The sequence below is a fragment of the Sedimentimonas flavescens genome (assembly GCF_019264375.1).
Taxonomy (GTDB): domain Bacteria; phylum Pseudomonadota; class Alphaproteobacteria; order Rhodobacterales; family Rhodobacteraceae; genus Rhodobacter; species Rhodobacter flavescens.
This window is the reverse complement of record NZ_JAHVAI010000007.1, coordinates 107,494-124,195: the sequence shown is the minus strand read 5'-3', so window position 1 is coordinate 124,195 and position 16,702 is coordinate 107,494. Positions and strand designations below refer to the sequence as shown.

Here is a 16,702-nt window from a genome sequence, read left to right as displayed (position 1 = left end):
CTTCCGAAGTATTTGAACCCTCCGTCTCCGTCGCACGACACACGAATGTAACCCGGACGACACCGGCACACATTCAACCCAGGAGACGACAAATGACCTTCACCACCAAGACCGCTTTCGCCGCCCTCGCCCTGATCGCCGCTTCGGTCGGCACGCAAGCCAGCGCCAAGGGCAATGCCGGTGCCAGCATGGCCGCCTGCGCCTCGCATGTGATCAGTGCCTGCAACGAGAACTCCAAGCACCCCGAGGCCTGCACCTCGGCCGGTCTCGATGCCTGCGAAGAGCTGCACGGCAGCGCCTCGCAAGCCGCCCCGGCGATTGCCCGCATCCGTATCATCGAGCGCCCCGACGGCACCTACCGCGTCGTGCTTGAAGGTAAGCCGGTGCCGCGCCCGGGCCGTAACAGCGATGAGGACGCTCCCGAGCGCTCGTCCCGCGAGGCATCACACTCGTCGGCCGGCCGCTGAGCCGCACAGCATTCACCGCAGGGCGGGGCAGGCGACTGCCCCGCCCGTTCTTTGTGGCCGCTTGCGGCACTGGCCGGGTGCGAATAGAGAGGCGCCAACATTGCTGGAAAGGCGTTTAGACATGAACAGACGGACGATCCTGAAGCTCGGTGTAGCGGCTTCCGCGCTCGTGATGCTGCCGCGCATGGCAGCAGCCTCTTTCGCGCCCAAGCCCGCTGGCTGGCGCGAGTTCGAGGTGATCACACGCATTGACCTGCCTGCGGGCGGCGAGACGGCGCAGGTCTGGGTGCCGGTGCCCTCGGTAAACGAGGACGGCTGGATGAAGCCCGGCGCACTGAGCTGGACGACCAGCACCGAAAGCGCCGAGATCAAGACCGACCCGGTCAGCGGCGCGCGCTTCCTGCACGCGCAATGGGCCGCCGCCGACGCCCCGCGCACGCTTGAGATCGTCGCCACCGTCGCGACGCGCGATCGCGCCACTGATTTTGCGCAGACGGGCACCGCCTCGGCCCTGTCCGAGGAAGACCGCGCGCTTTACACCGCGCCGACCGCGCTGATCCCCACCGACGGGATCGTGCGCCAGACCACCGAGCAGATCGTGGTTGGCGCGCGCAGCGACCTCGATAAGGCTCGTCGCATCTACGAATGGATCGTCGAAAGCACCGAGCGTAACCCCGAGACCCGTGGTTGCGGGCTGGGCGATGTGGCCTCGATGCTGGAGATGGGCGATCTGACCGGCAAATGCGCCGACCTGAACGCGCTTTTCGTGGGCCTGGCCCGCGCGGCCGGGCTGCCTGCGCGTGACGTTTACGGGCTGCGCGTAGCCCCCTCGGCCTTCGGCTACAAGAGCCTTGGCGCGAACAAGCCCGATGTGACCAAGTCGCAGCACTGCCGCGCCGAAGTGTTCCTGGAGGGCTTCGGTTGGGTCGCCGCCGATCCGGCCGATGTGCGCAAGGTCATGCTGGAAGAGCCTCCGGGCAATCTGGGCTTTGACGATCCCAAGGTGGCCGATGCCCGCGCCGCGCTGTTCGGTGCCTGGGAAGGCAACTGGATCGGCTACAACTTCGGCCATGATATCGCTCTGCCGGGTTCGGAGAACGACGCCGTCGCCTTCCTGATGTATCCCGAGGCCGAGATCGGCGGAGAGCGCCTCGATCAGCTCGACGCGGCGGCCTTCGCCTATTCGATCACCGCGCGCGAGTTGACCGCGTAATCGATCATGAAGGCGCGGCCCTGCAAGCTATGTGCGCAGGGCCGCGTCTAGCGTGGTTCGCCGGGTTCCGCCGAGACGGTCAGCGCGACGCGATCACCTGCAAACCAGCTGATGCCGAACTCAACCGGTACGCCGTCTGCATCGATGTTCACCGCTTCGGTGCGCAGGATGGGCGCGCCTTCGGGTAATTTCAGCAGACCGGCGCGAGGGCCTTTGGCAACCTTGGCCGTCACCCGGGTCGTCGCGCGCGTGTAGTCGCGCAGCCCCTGCGCCGCGAGGGCCTGTGTGACCGAATGCAGCCGCGCGAGGGCTGCGGGAAGATCAGGAAAACGCGCTGCGGGAAACACTGAGCGGAACACCGCTAGCGGCAACGCATCGCCAAGCGAGATCCCCTCGAACACATGAACATTGGCGCCGGCGGGCAGGGCAAGCGCCTCGGCCTCGGCTTCGCGCGCGGGGCGGGATTCGATTCTCAGCACCTCTCGCGTTGGGGTGCGCCCCGAGGCGGAGACGTTCTGGTGAAACCGCACACGCCGGCCCAACGGGTAATCCGCCCGCGGTGCCGAGGCGACAAAAACCCCCGCGCCGCGCCGCGACACGGTCAGGCCCGCCTCGGCCAGTGCGGCCAGTGCGTGTCGCACCGTGTGCCGATTGACCCCGAAACGTGCCGATAGCTGCGCCTCGGTCGGAAGTTTGGTGCCTTCGGGATAGAGCCCTTCGGTGATCTCGTGGCGCAGCGTTTCGGCAATGGTTTGCCAGACGGGTTGGCGTGTCATGGAAGTTTCATTTGTTCAGGAAGCGTGGATCGGGGAATATTTGTCTAGTTGTATAGAAGACTGGACAGATTCTCAAGATGTCGATCCCGAGCGAAGATCAGTTGCTGCGCCGGAGCCGTATGGGGCTGCTGGCGCGTGCCAATCCGCAGCGTCTGGCCGCATTGATGCCCGACCTTCCCGCCCATGCCTGGCTGCGCGCCCCCGAGATCGGAACGGTCATGGTGCGAGGCCGTACCGGGGCCCGCGGCGCTCCGTTCAATCTGGGTGAGATGACGGTAACGCGCTGCTCGTTGCGGCTTGAGGACGGGCGCGTCGGTCATGCCTATGTGCAGGGCCGCGACCGCAATCATGCCACGCGCGCCGCGCTGATCGATGCGCTGATGCAGGGCACCGAAGCAGCGCGGATCGAGGCCGATCTGCTCCTGCCCCTGCGCGCCGAGGAAGACGAGCGCCGCACCGCCCGCGCAGAAAAAGCCGCTGCGACCCGGGTCGAGTTTTTCACCATGGTGCGGGGAGAAGACTGATGGACCACGCCGAAATTCTGGCGGGGGGCTTCGACGACCCCGCAGCGCAATCGGCCCGCGCTTTTCGTGCCTGTCTTGAGGCTATGGCGCGTCCGGGCCGCATCCAGCCGATTACCGGGGCTGCCCCGCCCGCCCCTATCTCGCCCGCTGCCGGGGCGGTCTTGCTGACGCTGGTCGACACGACAACCCCGCTCTACCTCGCGCCCAGTCAAGACACCCAGGCAACGCGCCAGTGGATCGCGTTCCACTGCGGCGCGCCGATCGTGCCCGCCGAAGAGGCAGCCTTCGCTTTGGGTGCATGGGGCGCGCTCCAGCCCGTTTCGCGCTTCGCCATCGGTACCGCCGATTACCCCGATCGGGCAGCGACCCTGATCGTAGAGATGCCGGGCGCCACCCCGCCATCGGCGCGGCTGGCCGGTCCGGGGATCGAAACCTGCCACGAAGCTTGCCTGCCCGAGATCGCCGCTTTCGCAGCGAACCGTACGCAATTCCCCCTCGGCTTCGATTGCTACTTTTCTGCGGGCAGCCAGCTTTGGGCCCTGCCGCGCTCAACCAATGTGGAGGCGCTCTGATGTATGTCGCGACCAAAGGCGGCGAGCGCGCGATTGAGGCCGCGCATCAATGGCTGGCCGAGGCGCGGCGTGGCGATCCCGCCGTGCCCGAACTTAGCATCGCGCAGATCCGCGAGCAGATGACGCTGGCGGTGAACCGCGTGATGGCGGAAGGGTCGCTTTATGACCCCGACCTCGCCGCGCTGGCGATCAAACAGGCTCGCGGCGATCTGATCGAGGCGATCTTTCTGATCCGCGCCTATCGCACCACGCTGCCGCGCTTTGGCGGCGCGCTTCCCGTCGAGACAGATGAGATGGCGGTGACGCGCCGGATCTCGGCAACGTTCAAGGATGTGCCGGGCGGGCAGGTGCTGGGGCCGACCTTCGATTATACCCACCGGCTTCTGGATTTCGCGCTGATGGCCGATGGCGATGCGCCGCAGGCCGCGCGCAAGCCCGCCGAGACGCAGCCGGTGCCGCACATCCTGCAACTGCTGGACCGCGACGGGTTGATGGAGCCGCTGACGCAGGGCGAGGCCACCCCGCCCGACCTGACGCGCGAACCGCTTGAGATGCCCGCAGACCGGCCGCTGCGCTTGCAGGCGCTGGCGCGCGGAGACGAAGGGTTTGTTCTCTCCATGGCCTATTCCACGCAGCGCGGCTATGGCCGCACCCATGCCTTCGTCGGCGAATTGCGCATTGGCACCTGCGCCGTCGAGATGGAGATCCCCGAACTTGGCTTTGCCGTCGAGATCGGAGAGATCGAACTGACTGAATGTGAAACGGTGAACCAGTTCACGGGCTCGAAAACCGAACCGGCCCAGTTCACGCGCGGCTATGGCCTGGTCATGGGCCAGTCAGAGCGCAAGGCGATCTCGATGAGCCTCGTGGACCGCGCATTGCGGTGGGACGAACTGGGCGAAGAGAACACCGGCGCGCCGGCTCAGGATGCCGAGTTCGTCCTTTATCACTGCGACAACATCCAGGCGACGGGCTTCCTTGAGCATATCAAGCTGCCCCATTACGTCGATTTCCAGTCCGAGCTGGAGCTGATCCGAAAGCTGCGCCGCGACGCCGGGGCCGAGACCTGCAAGGAGGCCGCGGAATGAGCGAGGCCGCGTATAACTTCGCCTATCTCGACGAGGCGACGAAACGGATGATCCGCCGCGCCCTGCTCAAGGGCCTCGCGATCCCAGGCTATCAGGTGCCCTTCGCCTCGCGCGAGATGCCAATGCCCTATGGCTGGGGCACGGGCGGCGTGCAGGTGACCGCCGCCTGCCTTACGCCCGAAGACTGCCTCAAGGTCATCGACCAAGGCGCCGATGACACGACGAACGCGGTCTCAATCCGCAAGTTCTTCGAGCGCACCGCTGGCGTCGCCACGACCGAGCACACCGCCGAGGCCAGCGTGATCCAGACCCGCCACCGCATCCCCGAGCAGGCGCTCACCGAGGGGCAGATTCTGGTCTACCAGGTGCCGATCCCCGAGCCGCTGCGTTTTCTGGAGCCGCGCGAAAGCGAGACGCGCCGGATGCATGCGCTTGAGGAATACGGGCTGATGCATGTGAAGCTTTACGAGGACATCGCCCGCCATGGCGCGATCGCAACCTCTTATGCATATCCGGTCAAGGTCGAGGGGCGCTATGTGATGGACCCCTCGCCGATCCCGAAGTTCGACAACCCAAAGCTGGGCGGCAATGCCGCGATCCAGCTCTTCGGTGCGGGACGCGAGCAGCGCATCTACGCGCTGCCGCCCTATACCCAGGTCGTCAGCCTCGATTTCGAAGATCACCCGTTCGAGCCGAGCAAGGCCGATCATGACTGCGATCTGTGCGGGGCGGCGCAAAGCTACCTTGACGAAGTCATCACCGACGATCGGGGCGGGCGGATGTTCATCTGCTCCGACACCGATTTCTGTGCCTCGCGCCGCGCCGACGGACTTCGCGGACGCCTGAGCCCCGAGGAGGCCGCATGATGGGTAGCCACATGACATTCCCCGCCGAGACACCGCCTTTGGCCACGCCCGAAACACCGCTGCTGCGGGTCGAGGGGCTGGGCAAGTTCTACGGCGCGCGGATCGGCTGTGCCGATGTCTGTTTCGATCTGTTCCCGGGCGAAGTGCTGGGCATCGTGGGCGAGAGCGGCTCGGGCAAATCCACGCTGCTGAGCTGCCTCGCGGGTTTCCTGGAGGCCGATGCCGGCCGCGTGCTCTACCGGGGCCGCGATATTCGCGCCATGGCCGAACCCGAGCGGCGGATGCTGTCGCGCACGGAATGGGCTTTCGTGCATCAAAATCCGCGCGACGGGCTGCGCATGGGCGTCTCGGCGGGCGGCAATGTCGGCGAGCGGTTGATGGCGGTGGGCGCGCGCAACTACGGCTCCATCCGCGATACGGCCACCGACTGGCTTGGCCGCGTCGAGATCGCCCCGGAGCGCATCGACGACCGGCCACGCCAGTTCTCGGGCGGGATGCAGCAACGCCTGCAGATCGCGCGAAATCTGGTCACCGGACCGCGTCTGGTCTTCATGGACGAGCCGACCGGGGGCCTCGATGTCAGCGTTCAGGCGCGGCTTCTGGATCTGTTGCGCGGGCTGGTGCGCGACATGGGTCTGTCGGTCATCATTGTCACCCATGATCTGGCCGTCGCGCGGCTGCTCGCCGACCGGCTGATGGTGATGAAGGACGGCCATGTAATCGAACAGGGCCTGACCGATCAGGTGCTCGACGATCCGCAAGCCGCCTACACCCAGCTTCTCGTCTCTTCTGTCTTGCAGGTCTGAGCCATGATCGACATCGAAAATCTCTCGAAAAGCTTCACGCTGCACAATCAGGGCGGTGCGGTGATTCCGGTCATGGCGGGTGCGCAGATGCACGTCGCGCGCGGCGAATGCGTCGCACTGACCGGCGCGTCGGGCGCGGGCAAATCCACGTTGATGCGGATGATCTACGGCAATTATCTGGCGGCATCGGGTGTGATCCGGGTGGGCGGTCTCGATGTGGTCCGCGCCGCCCCGCGCGAGATCATCGCGCTGCGGCGCGAGACATTGGGCTATGTCAGCCAGTTTCTGCGCGTTGTGCCCCGGGTCCCGACACGGACCGTGGTGGCCGAGCCGCTGCTGGCGCTTGGTCGCCCTCAGGCCGAGGCATTCGCCCGCGCCGAGGATCTGCTGCGGCGTCTGAACATCCCCGAGCGGCTCTGGTCGCTGTCGCCCACGACCTTCTCGGGCGGGGAACAGCAACGGGTGAATATCGCGCGCGGATTCGCGCATGACTACCCGGCGCTGTTGCTCGATGAGCCCACGGCATCGCTGGATGCGGCCAATCGCGCGGTCGTTCTGGATCTGATCGCGGACGCCAAGGCGCGCGGCGCAGCGATCGTGGGGATCTTTCATGACGAAGCCGCGCGCGCACTCGTTTGCGACCGCGAGATTGACGTGACCGGCTTTACCCCGGCGCGGGTGGCCTGAGATGGCGTCCGGCCGTCTCTTCGCCGTCGTCGGGGCATCCGGCTCGGGAAAGGACACGCTGCTGGCGGGTCTCGCCCGGGCGCGCCCCGACATCTTGCGCGCGCGGCGCACGATCTCGCGGCCACCATCGCTTGCAACCGAGGATTTCGAGAGTGTCTCGGAACCCGTCTTTGCGTCCCTGCGCGCGGGCGGGGCCTTCGCACTGGATTGGTCTGCGCATGGGCTGGGCTACGGTCTTCGCCATGAGGAATTCGCCCCTCTGGCCGAGGGGCGTACGGTCATTTTCAACGGGTCCCGCAAGGCTCTTCCCGAAGCGCTGACCCGCTTTCCCAATCTGCGCGTGATCGAGGTGAGCGTCTCGCCCGAGGTGCTGGCCGCCCGTCTTGCGGCGCGGGCGCGCGAAAGCCATGACGAGATCACGCGGCGCCTGCAACGTGCCGCTCAAGCCCTGCCCGCTGGCATACCCGCCGTGAGCGTGCGCAACGACGGAACGCCGGAGCAGGGCGTCGCCCGCCTGATCGACGCGCTTCAGCCGGTCAGTTCGTGACGAGACAGCAGATGGAATTGTCCTGCCTCATCCTCGCCGCACAGGCAAAGGTCGTGGATAATGAAGGGCGCCGGAAGCACCGGGCCGAACCAGTCGCGCGCGGCGGCTTCGAGCAGGCTGATCCCGGTGGCGTCCAGATCCCCCGAAAGCGTCAGGTGAAAGCGGAATTCCTCGAGCACATAGGGATAGCCGAAGCGTTCCAGCAGATCGCGCTGTCGCGGCGAGAGCCGCTCTGGATTGCGCCGCGCGATTTCGGCCGCGCTCAGGGGGGCACGCTGTGGCTCCAGTTGCTTGACGACCTCGGCGGCCAATGCGTTCAGGGGGGCGATGTCGCCCTCGGGGCGCAGTGCGAGGAACCGTCCCGCCATCCGCTCGAAGCGCAAGCCATCCAGTGTCACGGGCGCAAGCTGCCCGGTCAGCGCCGCGAGGGCCTCGGCCACATCATCGGGGCTTTGGCCCGACGCCAGACGAAACGGCGCCTTGATCGTAGCGTGAAAGCCGTATTTGCGCGGCGTCCGGGTCGCGGGTTCCAGCGCGATTGCGGCGCGTTCGGGCTGTGCCACATCGATCCCGCGCGCCAGATCGCGGCCCAGCCAAAGGGCCGCCGCCTCGGCAAAGCGCCCCTCGGGCGGAGCGTAGTAGATCGCGTATCGCTTCATCTTCATCATGTCATCCAGATCGCACGGATTTGTCACCGAGGTGTGACAGTCGGCTGCGAAGGGCTGACCCTCACTCGAAAACTGCGGAGAGCCCCATGGCCGAGACCATCCTTGCCAATGCCGTTCTGATCCTGCCCGACGAGACAATTGCCGGGGCCATCGTGCTGCGTGACGGAGAGATTGTCGATATTGGCGAGGGGCGCTCGGTGCCGCAGGGGGCCGTGAACTGCGAAGGCGATCTGGTGATGCCGGGCCTGATCGAGCTGCATACCGACAATCTGGAGCGCCATATCGAACCGCGCCCGCGGGTCAACTGGCCTCATGCGGCGGCGATTATCGCGCATGACGCCGAGTTGTGCTCGGTCGGGATCACAACTGTGTTTGACGCCCTTCGGGTCGGGTCCATCGGCGCCTCGGGGGCGCGGGCGGACTATCGCGAATATGCGCGCGACCTTGCAACCGAGATACTCGACATGCGCGCCAAGGAGGCGCTGCGGATCAGCCACTATATCCACCTGCGCGCCGAGACTTGCTCGGAGACGCTGCTGGAGGAGCTTGAGAAATTCGGCCCGGAGGATCGGGTCGGGATCGTCAGCCTGATGGATCACACGCCTGGAGAGCGCCAGTTCCGCGATCTGTCCAAGTTGCGCGACTATGTCTGCGGCAAGCATGGGCTGAGCGAGGCGCAGTTCGACGAGCATGTCGCCAGCCAGATCGCGCTGAAAGAGCGCCTCGGCACGGCGCATGAGGTGGCCTCGGTCGAGGCTGCGCGGCGCTATGGCGCGGTGCTGGCCAGCCATGACGACACGACCGCCACGCAGGTCGCGCATTCCGCCGCGAAAGGTGTGCAGTTCGCCGAGTTTCCAACGACAATCGAGGCCGCGGCCGCCTGTCGTATGCTTGGTATCGCTGTGATGATGGGGGCTCCGAACCTGATCCGGGGTGGTTCGCACTCGGGCAATGTCGCGGCGCATGAACTGGCCGAGCGCGACTTGCTCGACATCGTTTCGTCCGATTATGTGCCCTCGGCGCTGCTGTCTTCCGCGCTGCTGCTCGGTGATCTGTGGGGCGATATGGCGCGCGGCATTCGCACCGTAACGGATGCCCCGGCGCGCGCCGTGGGCCTGCATGATCGTGGTCGGCTTGAGGTCGGAAAGCGCGCCGACCTGATCCGGGTGAAACGGGTCAACGGAGCGGGGATGCTGCATGGCGTCTGGGTCAAGGGCGCACGGGTCGGCTGAGACGTCGCAGGCGATTCAAGCCACTTGGGCTGGCCATCCGGAAAGGGTGGCCAGCCTTTGCTTTTTGAAACGCTCTGGCGGTGCGATCCACTCATATGAATCGACCCTATTCCAGCTAAAAACACGTCTTTCTCTAATCCACGATTGCGCTTAGCTCGCCTCGCAATTGCGGTGCGCTGCGTTACACGGAACTGTCGCAAGACTGCAGCGAAAGCTTCATTGGTTCTCAGGGAGAATGTCACACAAGGCCCGTATCCCCGCTGCGGAAAGCAGGGGGACTAGATGCATCTCGACGTTCGTAATGTCAGCAAGCGCTTCGGCTCCAAGGCCGCCGTCGAGCGCATGTCCTTCACCCTCGACGGGTCGGGGTTCGTTGGAATCATCGGGCGTTCGGGGGCGGGAAAATCCACCTTTTTGCGGATGCTCAACCGTCTGACCGACGCGACCGAGGGCGAGATCCTGGCGGATGGCAAGGATGTTCTGAAGCTGCGCGGCGCCGAGAAGCGCGCCTGGCAGAGCCAATGCGCGATGGTCTTTCAGCAGTTCAACCTGGTGCCGCGTATGGATGTGGCCTCGAACGTGCTGCACGGTCTGCTCGGGCGCCGCCCGATGATGGCCACGCTGTTCAACCTGTGGTCCGAGGACGATATCGCCCGCGCGCTGGCAATCCTCGATCGCCTGGGGATTGCGGAGCAGGCGCCCAAGCGCGCCGAGGCGCTTTCGGGTGGCCAGCAGCAGCGTGTCGCCATCGCCCGCGCATTAATGCAGGACCCCGAGATCATTCTGGCGGATGAGCCGATCGCCTCGCTCGACCCGATGAACGCGCAGATCGTGATGGACACGCTCAAGCGCATCAATGTCGAGGATGGGCGCATGGTCATCGCCAACCTGCACACGCTCGACACCGCGCGGCGCTATTGCGACCGGGTGATCGGAATGCGCGACGGGCGCGTCGTGTTCGACGGCACCCCCGAGCAACTGACCCGTGGCGCGGCGCGCGACATCTATGGCGCCGACGCCAGCTTTTCCGAAAGCGCGACCTCGACCGATCTGGGCGCCCTTCAGCCCGACGACCAATACGCAGCCGCCCTGTTGGGTGACTGAGTAGCCGGCGCCGCCCGCCGGGCCGCGCCTACGACTGTCTTTTTCAATCGGAGACGACGATGAAACACCTGCTCGCTATTCTGGCCGCCACCACCGCTCTTGCCGGAGCTGCCTCGGCCGAAGGAATCACGCAATTCAACATCGGCATTCTGGGCGGCGAAAACGCTCAGGACCGGCTGAACTCGAACGAGTGCCTGCGCAAATACACCGAGGAAGCGCTGGGCGTGCCCGTCAAGCTCTTCGCCCCGGCCGACTATGACGGCGTGATCCAGGGCCTGCTGGGCGGCACGATCGACATGGCCTGGCTGGGTGCCTCGGGCTATGCCAAGGTCTATCTGACCGATGCGGACGCCGTCGAACCGGTTCTGGTCAAGGCCAACCTCGATGGTTCCTACACCTATCACTCGATCGGTTTCGCGCGCCGGGACTCGGGGATCACCAAGCTCGCGGATATCAAGGGCAAGAGCTTCGGCTTCGGCGATCCGAACTCGACCTCGGGCTACCTGATCCCCTCGGTGGAAATTCCGCAGGCGACCGGCCATTCGATGGAGTCGGGCGAGTATTTCGGCGAGGTGAAGTTCACCGGCGGACATGAACAGACCATCGTCGCGGTCAACAACGGCGACATCGACGCCGGCGTGACCTGGGCCGACGGCCAGGGCAACTGGGAAGACGGCTACAACTCGGGCGCTCTGCGCAAGGCCGTCGACGCCGGTCTGGTGGACATGAACGATCTTGTCGAGATCTGGCGCTCGAAGCCGATCCCGGAAGGCCCGATCGTGCTGCGCAAGGTTCTCCCCGAGGATGTGCGCGCCAAGATGACCGCGCTTGTCGGCGGTCTGAAAGAGAAAGACGCCGATTGCGCCTATGGCGTGGCGGCGGGCGAAACTGCCGGTTTCGTTCCGATCACCCATGACTACTACGAGACGATCATCGAAGTGCGTCGTCAGAAGATCGCGAGCGGCTCGTAACGCCTTTTGTGCCGGGGTCAGTCATTGCTGCCCCCGGCCTTTCCTATTCCGGAATATCCCATGACCCTTGCCAACGCCGCGCTGGCCAATGAGACCGCCAGCTACCTCGCCCATGTCCGGCGCAAACGCCTCTATGGCGGTGCGCTGCTGGCGTTGTTCGCGCTGCTCATGCTCAGCGGATTCAAGCTGGCCAATGACCGCAACGCGGGCGGGTTCTGGGACGGGCTGCACCGGATCTTTGACTTTCCGGCCGAGATCTTCTCGGAAGCGTTTGTGAACTGGCGCAATCTGCCGGGCCTGTTCGTGAAATTCGTTCCCTCGTTGATCGAGACGTTGAACATCGCGGCGGTCTCGACCTTGTTCGGGGCGCTTGCGGCGGCGGCTCTGGCGCTTCTGTCCACGCGCGGGTTGTCGCTCTGGCCGCGCATGACGCCGCTGTTTCGGCGCATGATGGATGTGATGCGTGCGATCCCCGAGATTGTCATCGCGCTGGTTTTGATTTTCCTGCTTGGCGGGGGACCGGTGCCTGCGATGATCGCGATCGCTTTCCACACGACGGGCGCGCTGGGCAAGCTGTTCTCGGAGGCCGCCGAGAATGCCGACACCAAGCCGGTCGAGGGCTTGGCCTCTGTCGGCGCGGGCTGGGCGCAGCGCATGTGGTTCGGAATTCTGCCGCAGGTCGCGCCGAACTGGTCAAGCTATGCGTTGCTGCGCTTCGAGATCAACATCCGCGCTTCGGCCATCCTGGGTTTCGTGGGGTCGGGCGGGATTGGCTATGATCTCAAGACTGCGCTGCAATGGGGGCAGGGGAAATATGACGCCGTCGTCGCGATCTTCGCGCTGCTGTTCCTGACGATCATGATCGTCGATCACATTTCGGACCGCGCCCGCGCGCGTCTGGTCAAAGGGGAGCGCGCCGCATGACCGCCGCCGCCATTTCCGCCGTGCCCGATCTGCATCAGATGGTGTCGCGCAAGTTCCGCCATCGCAAATGGCGCGCAATCGCGGCGCCTGCTTTGATCGCGGCCTATCTGGCTTATGTTTTCTTCGCCTTCGATCTGCCCGGGCTGATGTCTCGTGCCCGGCCCGAGAATGCGGCGATTCTGCTCGGTGACTTCTGGTCCTACAAGACCCATGTCACCCGCGACAACAGGAGCGGGGAGGTGGTTTCCGCCATCGAGGGTGAGCGGAAAGGCGAATACCCGCCCGGACAGGCACCTGATTGGGTGAGCCTGGGTGAGGTGACGCGGATTGCGCTGCCCGATGGAAGCGAGGTGCTCTTTCTGGAGGACGGCTCGGCCCGGCTCGATATCGCGGGCTATGGCGTGATGGCGATGGCACTGGCGGGCCGCACGATTGAGTTGAACCTTCCGCCCGGCACGGACAAGCCCGAGTGGCTCAGCCAGTCGAAAAACCGTGTCAGCATCAATCGCGGCGGGTGGCGCTTTGCGATGACCCCCTCCAAGACCGAGGTGTTCCGCTACCAGATCGGGTGGGAGTTGTTCTTCTTCACCCTCGACAGCCCGTTCCATGGCCGCAGCCTGCCTGAACTGGCCGCGCTGGCCCTTTGGCAACCGCGGCTCGACCCGGCGTTGCCGAATGCGGCCGCGATGGCGCGCGATTTCTGGACCAACGCAATGTGGCGTCACGGCGAGGTTGCCTGGGCAATGTTCGAGACCGTGCTGATGGCTTTCCTGGGCACGATGGGCGCGGGCCTGATTGCGTTGCCGCTGGCCTTCTTCGCCGCATCGAACTTTGCCCCGGCGCGCGCCCTGCGCTTTGCCCTGCGCCGTCTGTTCGATTTCCTGCGCGGGGTGGATGGGCTGATCTGGACGGTGATCTTGTCGCGTGCGTTCGGCCCCGGCCCGATGACCGGTGCGCTGGCCATCCTGCTGACGGATACCGGCACCTTCGGCAAGACCTTCTCCGAGGCGCTGGAGAATATCGACGCCAAGCAGGTCGAGGGCGTGCAATCGACGGGCGCCCATGCCGTGCAGCAGATGCGCTTTGGCGTGATCCCGCAGGTGGCGCCGGTGATCCTGTCGCAACTGCTCTACTATCTCGAGTCGAACACCCGCTCGGCCACGGTGATCGGGGCGCTGGTGGGTGGCGGTATCGGTCTGTTGCTGACGCAGGCGATCATCACCCAGAAAGACTGGGAAGAGGTCTGCTACTACATGGTCCTCGTCGTGTTGACCGTGATGGCGATGGACAGCCTTTCCGGCTGGATCCGCCGCCGCTTCATCAAGGGCTGAAGGGGCGCACGCCCCGGCCCGTATCCCAAGGTCCGATCATGCCGAAACTGTCCGCATCAGAACCCTTCGTGCATCCCGACTGCACCATCCTGAATTCAACCTTCGGTGCTTTCACCGAGGTCGGGCGCGGGTCGCGTATCCTGAATTCGAGCTTTGGCGACTACGCCTATTGCGATCAGTATTCCGATATCGCCAATACCTCGGTTGGCAAGTTCGCCAATATTGCCGCGATGACGCGGATCGGGCCGACCGATCACCCTTGGCGCAACGCCGCGCAGCATCACCTCCTCTATCGCTCCTCATATTACTTTGACGATGCCGAGGACGATCCGGCCTTCTTCGAAATGCGGGCCGCGCGCCGGTCAACCCTTGGCGCCGATTGCTGGATTGGCCATGGCGCGATCATCAAGCCTGAGGTCACGGTGGGGATCGGCGCGGTGGTGGCCTCGGGCGCGGTCGTCACCAAGGATGTCTCGCCCTTCATGATTGTGGCGGGTGTGCCTGCGCAGCCGCTGCGGATGCGCTTCTCCGATGCCGTGGCCGAGCGGCTTCTGGCGCTGGCCTGGTGGGACTGGCCGCATGACGCATTGCATGCAGCCCTTGCCGATTTCCGCGCGCTTTCGGCGGAGGCTTTCCTCGAAAAGCACGATGGCTGAACGCAAGCGCGGGCGGCAAAAAGGGCTATCCGCGCCAGGATGCCCTTGATCCTGCCGGGGGTGAGGGCCTATCTCGGGGGATGGGCAGTGGCTTGCCCCAGGATGGAAGGATAGGGCGGATGCGCAACGCGGCACTGGTGCTTGGGGTGATCGGCGGGCTGATCGCGATGGTCGTCGGCTTCTTCGGCTACGGCTATACCGAGGTGGTCGAGAAACATGCCGAGGTGGGCGAGATGTTCGGCCAGGTCGACAATGCGCAGCTGATCCGGGTGACGAGCTTCCTTGCGCCCCTTGCCGCGATTGCCGGAGGCGCGATGGCCAGGATCCGCGCGCTTTGGGGTGGCATCCTGATGCTGGTCGCGGGCGCGCTGATGTATAACGCCTTCGGCTTTGGTGTCTTCACCATGTTCCCGATCGGTTTCTGCATCGTTGGCGGTATTCTTGCACTGGCCGCGGGCAAGCCGGACGAACCCAAGGCGCATTTCTGAACTACAGCAGTCGGGGCGCTTGACTCGCACCCCTGCGCGCCTCCAATGGCGCCAGCGCGGCGATCCTTGCCGCGGGGGATCGGCCATGAGTGTTTCGCCCTATCAGGCGCAGGGATTTTACGACAAGGCGCTGGCCGAGGGTCGGCACCGCGATATCGTCGGCGGGCGGTGGGAAGAAACCGGCCGTGCGCAGATGGCGATCCTGCAAGCGGCGGGGCTGCTGCCGCATCACCAGTTGCTGGATATCGGCGCAGGCTCGCTTCGGCTTGGCTGCAAGGCGGTGCCCTATCTGGAACCGGGCCATTACTGGGCCACCGACCCCTCGCGCGAGATGATGCTGGCGGGCCACGCCGCCGAGCTGGCCGACCCCACGCGGCTGAGCAAGTCGCATCTTGTGCGCGATGAAGCGTTCCAGTTCCCCAAGATCCCCGACACGATCACCCATGCCATCGCCTTCGCGGTCTTCCCGCATCTGCCGATGGCCTATTTGCGCCGCGCGCTGACCAACCTGCACCGCTTTCCGGCGTTGGAGTGCTTCCTGTTCACCGTGTTCCTTGCGCCCGATGCCGAGACCGCCGCGCGCCCCTATCGCCAACCTGATGGTGTGGTCACGCATGATCTGCGCGCGCCCTATCATGTGCTGGAAAGCGATGTGGCGCATATGGCCGCGATGACGGGCTGGGCAGTGATGCGCCATGACACCATGCTGCCGCGCGGCCAGATCCTGTTCACCGCGACCCCGATCCGGGGCTAGGCGGCGGGCACAACTTCGCGCGGAGAATTCGCGAAGATCCCCGACCGCAGCCAGGTGCTGACAGTGCGGATCAGCACCGGATCGCCATCCATCATCAGGTCGCCCTCGCGCAGCGCGTCGCGATAGCTGCGATCGCCCATCCAGATATCCGACAGGGTCCGCACCGAGCAGTTGAAATAGACATCGACATCGCGGCCGGGGTCTTTCAGGCAGACCTCGGATTTCTCGGGCTTGACCACCAGCCACCAGTCGCGCTGCTCGATCAGGTCGGTGAAGCGGAACTTGATGACGGTTTCCTGGCCCTTGATCTTCTCGCGGTCGATGCTGCGCTCAAGATACAGCATCAGGAATTCGGCGTCGAAATCCTGATCGAGGATCGTGTTCTTGGCCCAGATGATCCCCCATTCGCCAAGCGCAAACAGCACCGGCATCAGCGCCTCGCAGGCCTCGGAGGGGAAATATTCGAACCCCTTCTGTGCCGGTATGCGGCGCCGGATCAGCATGTTCTGCTCTTCAAGCTGCTTGAGGCGCTTGGTCAGCAGCGCGGGCGAGATGTCGCCCAGACCCCGCTGCAAGGTATTGAACCGGCGCCCGCCCATCAGCACTTCGCGCAGGATCAGGATGTTCCAACGCTCCCCCAGAATCTCGGCAGCTTTCGCGATCGGGCAAAACTGGTTGTAGTTCATTCTCTCCCCCCTGTTCGGTGCGCGTTTCGGAGCGAACTTCATAAACTGTAGCACAATACTGCGGTTTTTGTAGCGGGTTGCTTCCGGCGCTGAAGTATTTCGGCGCGAGGCCCTGTGGCATCCCTTGTTCAACGGCGAACGGAACACCCGCCGCCACAAGGGAGAGACCGAAATGACCAAGAACCTGAACATGCTGATCCGCGCCGTCCTGCCGCGCCCGATCGCCGCGAAGATCCCCGTCACCGTCGCACAACCCCGCTCCGAGGCGCGTCCGCACGACGAAATGCCCCGTTGGGACGCCCCCGCCCATTGGCGCCGCTGAACCCGGTCAAGGAGAAATAC

Annotated in this window: 21 protein-coding genes; 18 read left to right on the top strand and 3 right to left on the bottom strand. The window is 65.1% G+C overall.

The features are described 5' to 3' along the window. Nucleotides 1–92: 92 nt before the first annotated feature. Both KTQ37_RS08615 and KTQ37_RS08610 read left to right on the top strand, forming a co-directional pair. Entirely contained in the window at nucleotides 93–467 is a 375-nt protein-coding gene (locus KTQ37_RS08615) for a hypothetical protein (RefSeq protein ID WP_218630102.1), read from the top strand. 121 nt (nucleotides 468–588) lie between these two features. Then, nucleotides 589–1,680, top strand: coding sequence for a transglutaminase-like domain-containing protein (locus KTQ37_RS08610; RefSeq protein ID WP_218630101.1), 1,092 nt, complete (start codon nucleotides 589–591; stop codon nucleotides 1,678–1,680). Nucleotides 1,681–1,727: 47 nt separating this feature from the next. On the opposite strand, the gene phnF is transcribed toward KTQ37_RS08610, so the two are convergent. Next, the gene (gene phnF / locus KTQ37_RS08605) at nucleotides 1,728–2,456 is read right to left on the bottom strand and encodes a phosphonate metabolism transcriptional regulator PhnF (RefSeq protein ID WP_218630100.1); all 729 of its coding nucleotides are present in this window, start codon (nucleotides 2,454–2,456) and stop codon (nucleotides 1,728–1,730) included. 77 nt (nucleotides 2,457–2,533) lie between these two features. On the opposite strand from phnF, the gene phnG reads away from it, so the two are divergent. The 7 genes from phnG to phnN are packed head-to-tail and all read left to right on the top strand — an operon-like array spanning nucleotide 2,534 to nucleotide 7,546. Further along, entirely contained in the window at nucleotides 2,534–2,980 is a 447-nt protein-coding gene (gene phnG / locus KTQ37_RS08600; protein WP_218630099.1) for a phosphonate C-P lyase system protein PhnG, read from the top strand. After that, a complete protein-coding gene (gene phnH / locus KTQ37_RS08595) occupies nucleotides 2,980–3,552 on the top strand; it encodes a phosphonate C-P lyase system protein PhnH (protein WP_218630098.1) in 573 nt (190 codons plus the stop codon). The genes phnG and phnH overlap by 1 nt, the downstream gene beginning before the upstream one ends. Continuing rightward, a complete protein-coding gene (locus KTQ37_RS08590) occupies nucleotides 3,552–4,640 on the top strand; it encodes a carbon-phosphorus lyase complex subunit (RefSeq protein WP_218630097.1) in 1,089 nt (362 codons plus the stop codon). Before phnH ends, KTQ37_RS08590 begins: the two co-directional genes overlap by 1 nt. Next, nucleotides 4,637–5,506 (top strand): alpha-D-ribose 1-methylphosphonate 5-phosphate C-P-lyase PhnJ, encoded by an 870-nt coding sequence (locus KTQ37_RS08585; protein WP_218630096.1) that lies wholly within the window; start codon nucleotides 4,637–4,639, stop codon nucleotides 5,504–5,506. Before KTQ37_RS08590 ends, KTQ37_RS08585 begins: the two co-directional genes overlap by 4 nt. Next, entirely contained in the window at nucleotides 5,506–6,312 is an 807-nt protein-coding gene (gene phnK, locus KTQ37_RS08580; protein ID WP_236021151.1) for a phosphonate C-P lyase system protein PhnK, read from the top strand. Before KTQ37_RS08585 ends, phnK begins: the two co-directional genes overlap by 1 nt. A gap of 3 nt (nucleotides 6,313–6,315) precedes the next feature. Further along, nucleotides 6,316–6,999, top strand: coding sequence for a phosphonate C-P lyase system protein PhnL (gene phnL / locus KTQ37_RS08575; protein ID WP_218630095.1), 684 nt, complete (start codon nucleotides 6,316–6,318; stop codon nucleotides 6,997–6,999). A 1-nt stretch (nucleotide 7,000) separates the two neighbouring features. Continuing rightward, nucleotides 7,001–7,546, top strand: a complete 546-nt coding sequence (gene phnN, locus KTQ37_RS08570; protein WP_218630094.1) for a phosphonate metabolism protein/1,5-bisphosphokinase (PRPP-forming) PhnN — start codon at nucleotides 7,001–7,003, stop codon at nucleotides 7,544–7,546. On the opposite strand, the gene KTQ37_RS08565 is transcribed toward phnN, so the two are convergent. After that, nucleotides 7,528–8,211 carry a DUF1045 domain-containing protein gene (locus tag KTQ37_RS08565; protein ID WP_328799705.1) on the bottom strand — a complete coding sequence of 228 codons (684 nt, stop codon included), beginning with the start codon at nucleotides 8,209–8,211 and terminating at the stop codon, nucleotides 7,528–7,530. The two genes, phnN and KTQ37_RS08565, sit on opposite strands and share 19 nt — an antisense overlap. A gap of 89 nt (nucleotides 8,212–8,300) precedes the next feature. Here KTQ37_RS08565 and KTQ37_RS08560 point away from each other — a divergent pair, with 89 nt between their 5' ends. The 8 genes from KTQ37_RS08560 to KTQ37_RS08525 all read left to right on the top strand — a co-directional run bounded on the left by KTQ37_RS08560 (nucleotide 8,301) and on the right by KTQ37_RS08525 (nucleotide 15,674). Then, nucleotides 8,301–9,446 carry an alpha-D-ribose 1-methylphosphonate 5-triphosphate diphosphatase gene (locus KTQ37_RS08560; protein WP_218630092.1) on the top strand — a complete coding sequence of 382 codons (1,146 nt, stop codon included), beginning with the start codon at nucleotides 8,301–8,303 and terminating at the stop codon, nucleotides 9,444–9,446. 282 nt (nucleotides 9,447–9,728) lie between these two features. Continuing rightward, nucleotides 9,729–10,550: a phosphonate ABC transporter ATP-binding protein gene (gene phnC, locus KTQ37_RS08555; protein WP_218630091.1), complete on the top strand. Its 822-nt coding sequence runs from the start codon at nucleotides 9,729–9,731 to the stop codon at nucleotides 10,548–10,550. Nucleotides 10,551–10,609: 59 nt separating this feature from the next. Next, nucleotides 10,610–11,521, top strand: a complete 912-nt coding sequence (gene phnD / locus KTQ37_RS08550) for a phosphonate ABC transporter substrate-binding protein (protein ID WP_218630090.1) — start codon at nucleotides 10,610–10,612, stop codon at nucleotides 11,519–11,521. 60 nt (nucleotides 11,522–11,581) lie between these two features. Further along, on the top strand, nucleotides 11,582–12,445 hold the full coding sequence (gene phnE / locus KTQ37_RS08545; protein WP_218630089.1) for a phosphonate ABC transporter, permease protein PhnE: 864 nt from the start codon (nucleotides 11,582–11,584) through the stop codon (nucleotides 12,443–12,445). Further along, complete coding sequence (gene phnE / locus KTQ37_RS08540; protein WP_218630088.1) at nucleotides 12,442–13,776, top strand: phosphonate ABC transporter, permease protein PhnE; 1,335 nt, start codon at nucleotides 12,442–12,444, stop codon at nucleotides 13,774–13,776. Before phnE (KTQ37_RS08545) ends, phnE (KTQ37_RS08540) begins: the two co-directional genes overlap by 4 nt. A gap of 38 nt (nucleotides 13,777–13,814) precedes the next feature. Then, nucleotides 13,815–14,432, top strand: coding sequence for an LbetaH domain-containing protein (locus KTQ37_RS08535; RefSeq protein ID WP_218630087.1), 618 nt, complete (start codon nucleotides 13,815–13,817; stop codon nucleotides 14,430–14,432). Nucleotides 14,433–14,551: 119 nt separating this feature from the next. After that, entirely contained in the window at nucleotides 14,552–14,920 is a 369-nt protein-coding gene (locus KTQ37_RS08530) for a hypothetical protein (protein WP_218630086.1), read from the top strand. An 85-nt stretch (nucleotides 14,921–15,005) separates the two neighbouring features. Beyond that, nucleotides 15,006–15,674 carry a class I SAM-dependent methyltransferase gene (locus tag KTQ37_RS08525; RefSeq protein ID WP_218630085.1) on the top strand — a complete coding sequence of 223 codons (669 nt, stop codon included), beginning with the start codon at nucleotides 15,006–15,008 and terminating at the stop codon, nucleotides 15,672–15,674. Here KTQ37_RS08525 and KTQ37_RS08520 read toward each other — a convergent pair. Further along, entirely contained in the window at nucleotides 15,671–16,360 is a 690-nt protein-coding gene (locus KTQ37_RS08520; RefSeq protein WP_218630084.1) for a winged helix-turn-helix transcriptional regulator, read from the bottom strand. The genes KTQ37_RS08525 and KTQ37_RS08520 overlap by 4 nt on opposite strands. Nucleotides 16,361–16,532: 172 nt before the next feature. On the opposite strand from KTQ37_RS08520, the gene KTQ37_RS08515 reads away from it, so the two are divergent. Further along, the gene (locus tag KTQ37_RS08515) at nucleotides 16,533–16,682 is read left to right on the top strand and encodes a hypothetical protein (protein WP_218630083.1); all 150 of its coding nucleotides are present in this window, start codon (nucleotides 16,533–16,535) and stop codon (nucleotides 16,680–16,682) included. Nucleotides 16,683–16,702: the final 20 nt, after the last annotated feature.

Bases quoted from the DNA above. Each gene is read 5' to 3' on its own strand.
- phnL (WP_218630095.1), top strand. From the start codon at position 6,316: ATGATCGACATCGAAAATCTCTCGAAAAGCTTCACGCTGCACAATCAG.
- phnE (WP_218630089.1), top strand. From the start codon at position 11,582: ATGACCCTTGCCAACGCCGCGCTGGCCAATGAGACCGCCAGCTACCTC.
- KTQ37_RS08585 (WP_218630096.1), top strand. From the start codon at position 4,637: ATGAGCGAGGCCGCGTATAACTTCGCCTATCTCGACGAGGCGACGAAA.
- phnF (WP_218630100.1), bottom strand. From the start codon at position 2,456: ATGACACGCCAACCCGTCTGGCAAACCATTGCCGAAACGCTGCGCCAC.
- KTQ37_RS08615 (WP_218630102.1), top strand. From the start codon at position 93: ATGACCTTCACCACCAAGACCGCTTTCGCCGCCCTCGCCCTGATCGCC.
- KTQ37_RS08610 (WP_218630101.1), top strand. From the start codon at position 589: ATGAACAGACGGACGATCCTGAAGCTCGGTGTAGCGGCTTCCGCGCTC.
- phnG (WP_218630099.1), top strand. From the start codon at position 2,534: ATGTCGATCCCGAGCGAAGATCAGTTGCTGCGCCGGAGCCGTATGGGG.
- KTQ37_RS08530 (WP_218630086.1), top strand. From the start codon at position 14,552: ATGCGCAACGCGGCACTGGTGCTTGGGGTGATCGGCGGGCTGATCGCG.
- KTQ37_RS08520 (WP_218630084.1), bottom strand. From the start codon at position 16,360: ATGAACTACAACCAGTTTTGCCCGATCGCGAAAGCTGCCGAGATTCTG.
- KTQ37_RS08565 (WP_328799705.1), bottom strand. From the start codon at position 8,211: ATGAAGATGAAGCGATACGCGATCTACTACGCTCCGCCCGAGGGGCGC.
- KTQ37_RS08560 (WP_218630092.1), top strand. From the start codon at position 8,301: ATGGCCGAGACCATCCTTGCCAATGCCGTTCTGATCCTGCCCGACGAG.
- phnN (WP_218630094.1), top strand. From the start codon at position 7,001: ATGGCGTCCGGCCGTCTCTTCGCCGTCGTCGGGGCATCCGGCTCGGGA.
- phnD (WP_218630090.1), top strand. From the start codon at position 10,610: ATGAAACACCTGCTCGCTATTCTGGCCGCCACCACCGCTCTTGCCGGA.
- phnH (WP_218630098.1), top strand. From the start codon at position 2,980: ATGGACCACGCCGAAATTCTGGCGGGGGGCTTCGACGACCCCGCAGCG.
- KTQ37_RS08515 (WP_218630083.1), top strand. From the start codon at position 16,533: ATGACCAAGAACCTGAACATGCTGATCCGCGCCGTCCTGCCGCGCCCG.
- KTQ37_RS08535 (WP_218630087.1), top strand. From the start codon at position 13,815: ATGCCGAAACTGTCCGCATCAGAACCCTTCGTGCATCCCGACTGCACC.
- phnC (WP_218630091.1), top strand. From the start codon at position 9,729: ATGCATCTCGACGTTCGTAATGTCAGCAAGCGCTTCGGCTCCAAGGCC.
- phnE (WP_218630088.1), top strand. From the start codon at position 12,442: ATGACCGCCGCCGCCATTTCCGCCGTGCCCGATCTGCATCAGATGGTG.
- KTQ37_RS08525 (WP_218630085.1), top strand. From the start codon at position 15,006: ATGAGTGTTTCGCCCTATCAGGCGCAGGGATTTTACGACAAGGCGCTG.
- KTQ37_RS08590 (WP_218630097.1), top strand. From the start codon at position 3,552: ATGTATGTCGCGACCAAAGGCGGCGAGCGCGCGATTGAGGCCGCGCAT.
- phnK (WP_236021151.1), top strand. From the start codon at position 5,506: ATGGGTAGCCACATGACATTCCCCGCCGAGACACCGCCTTTGGCCACG.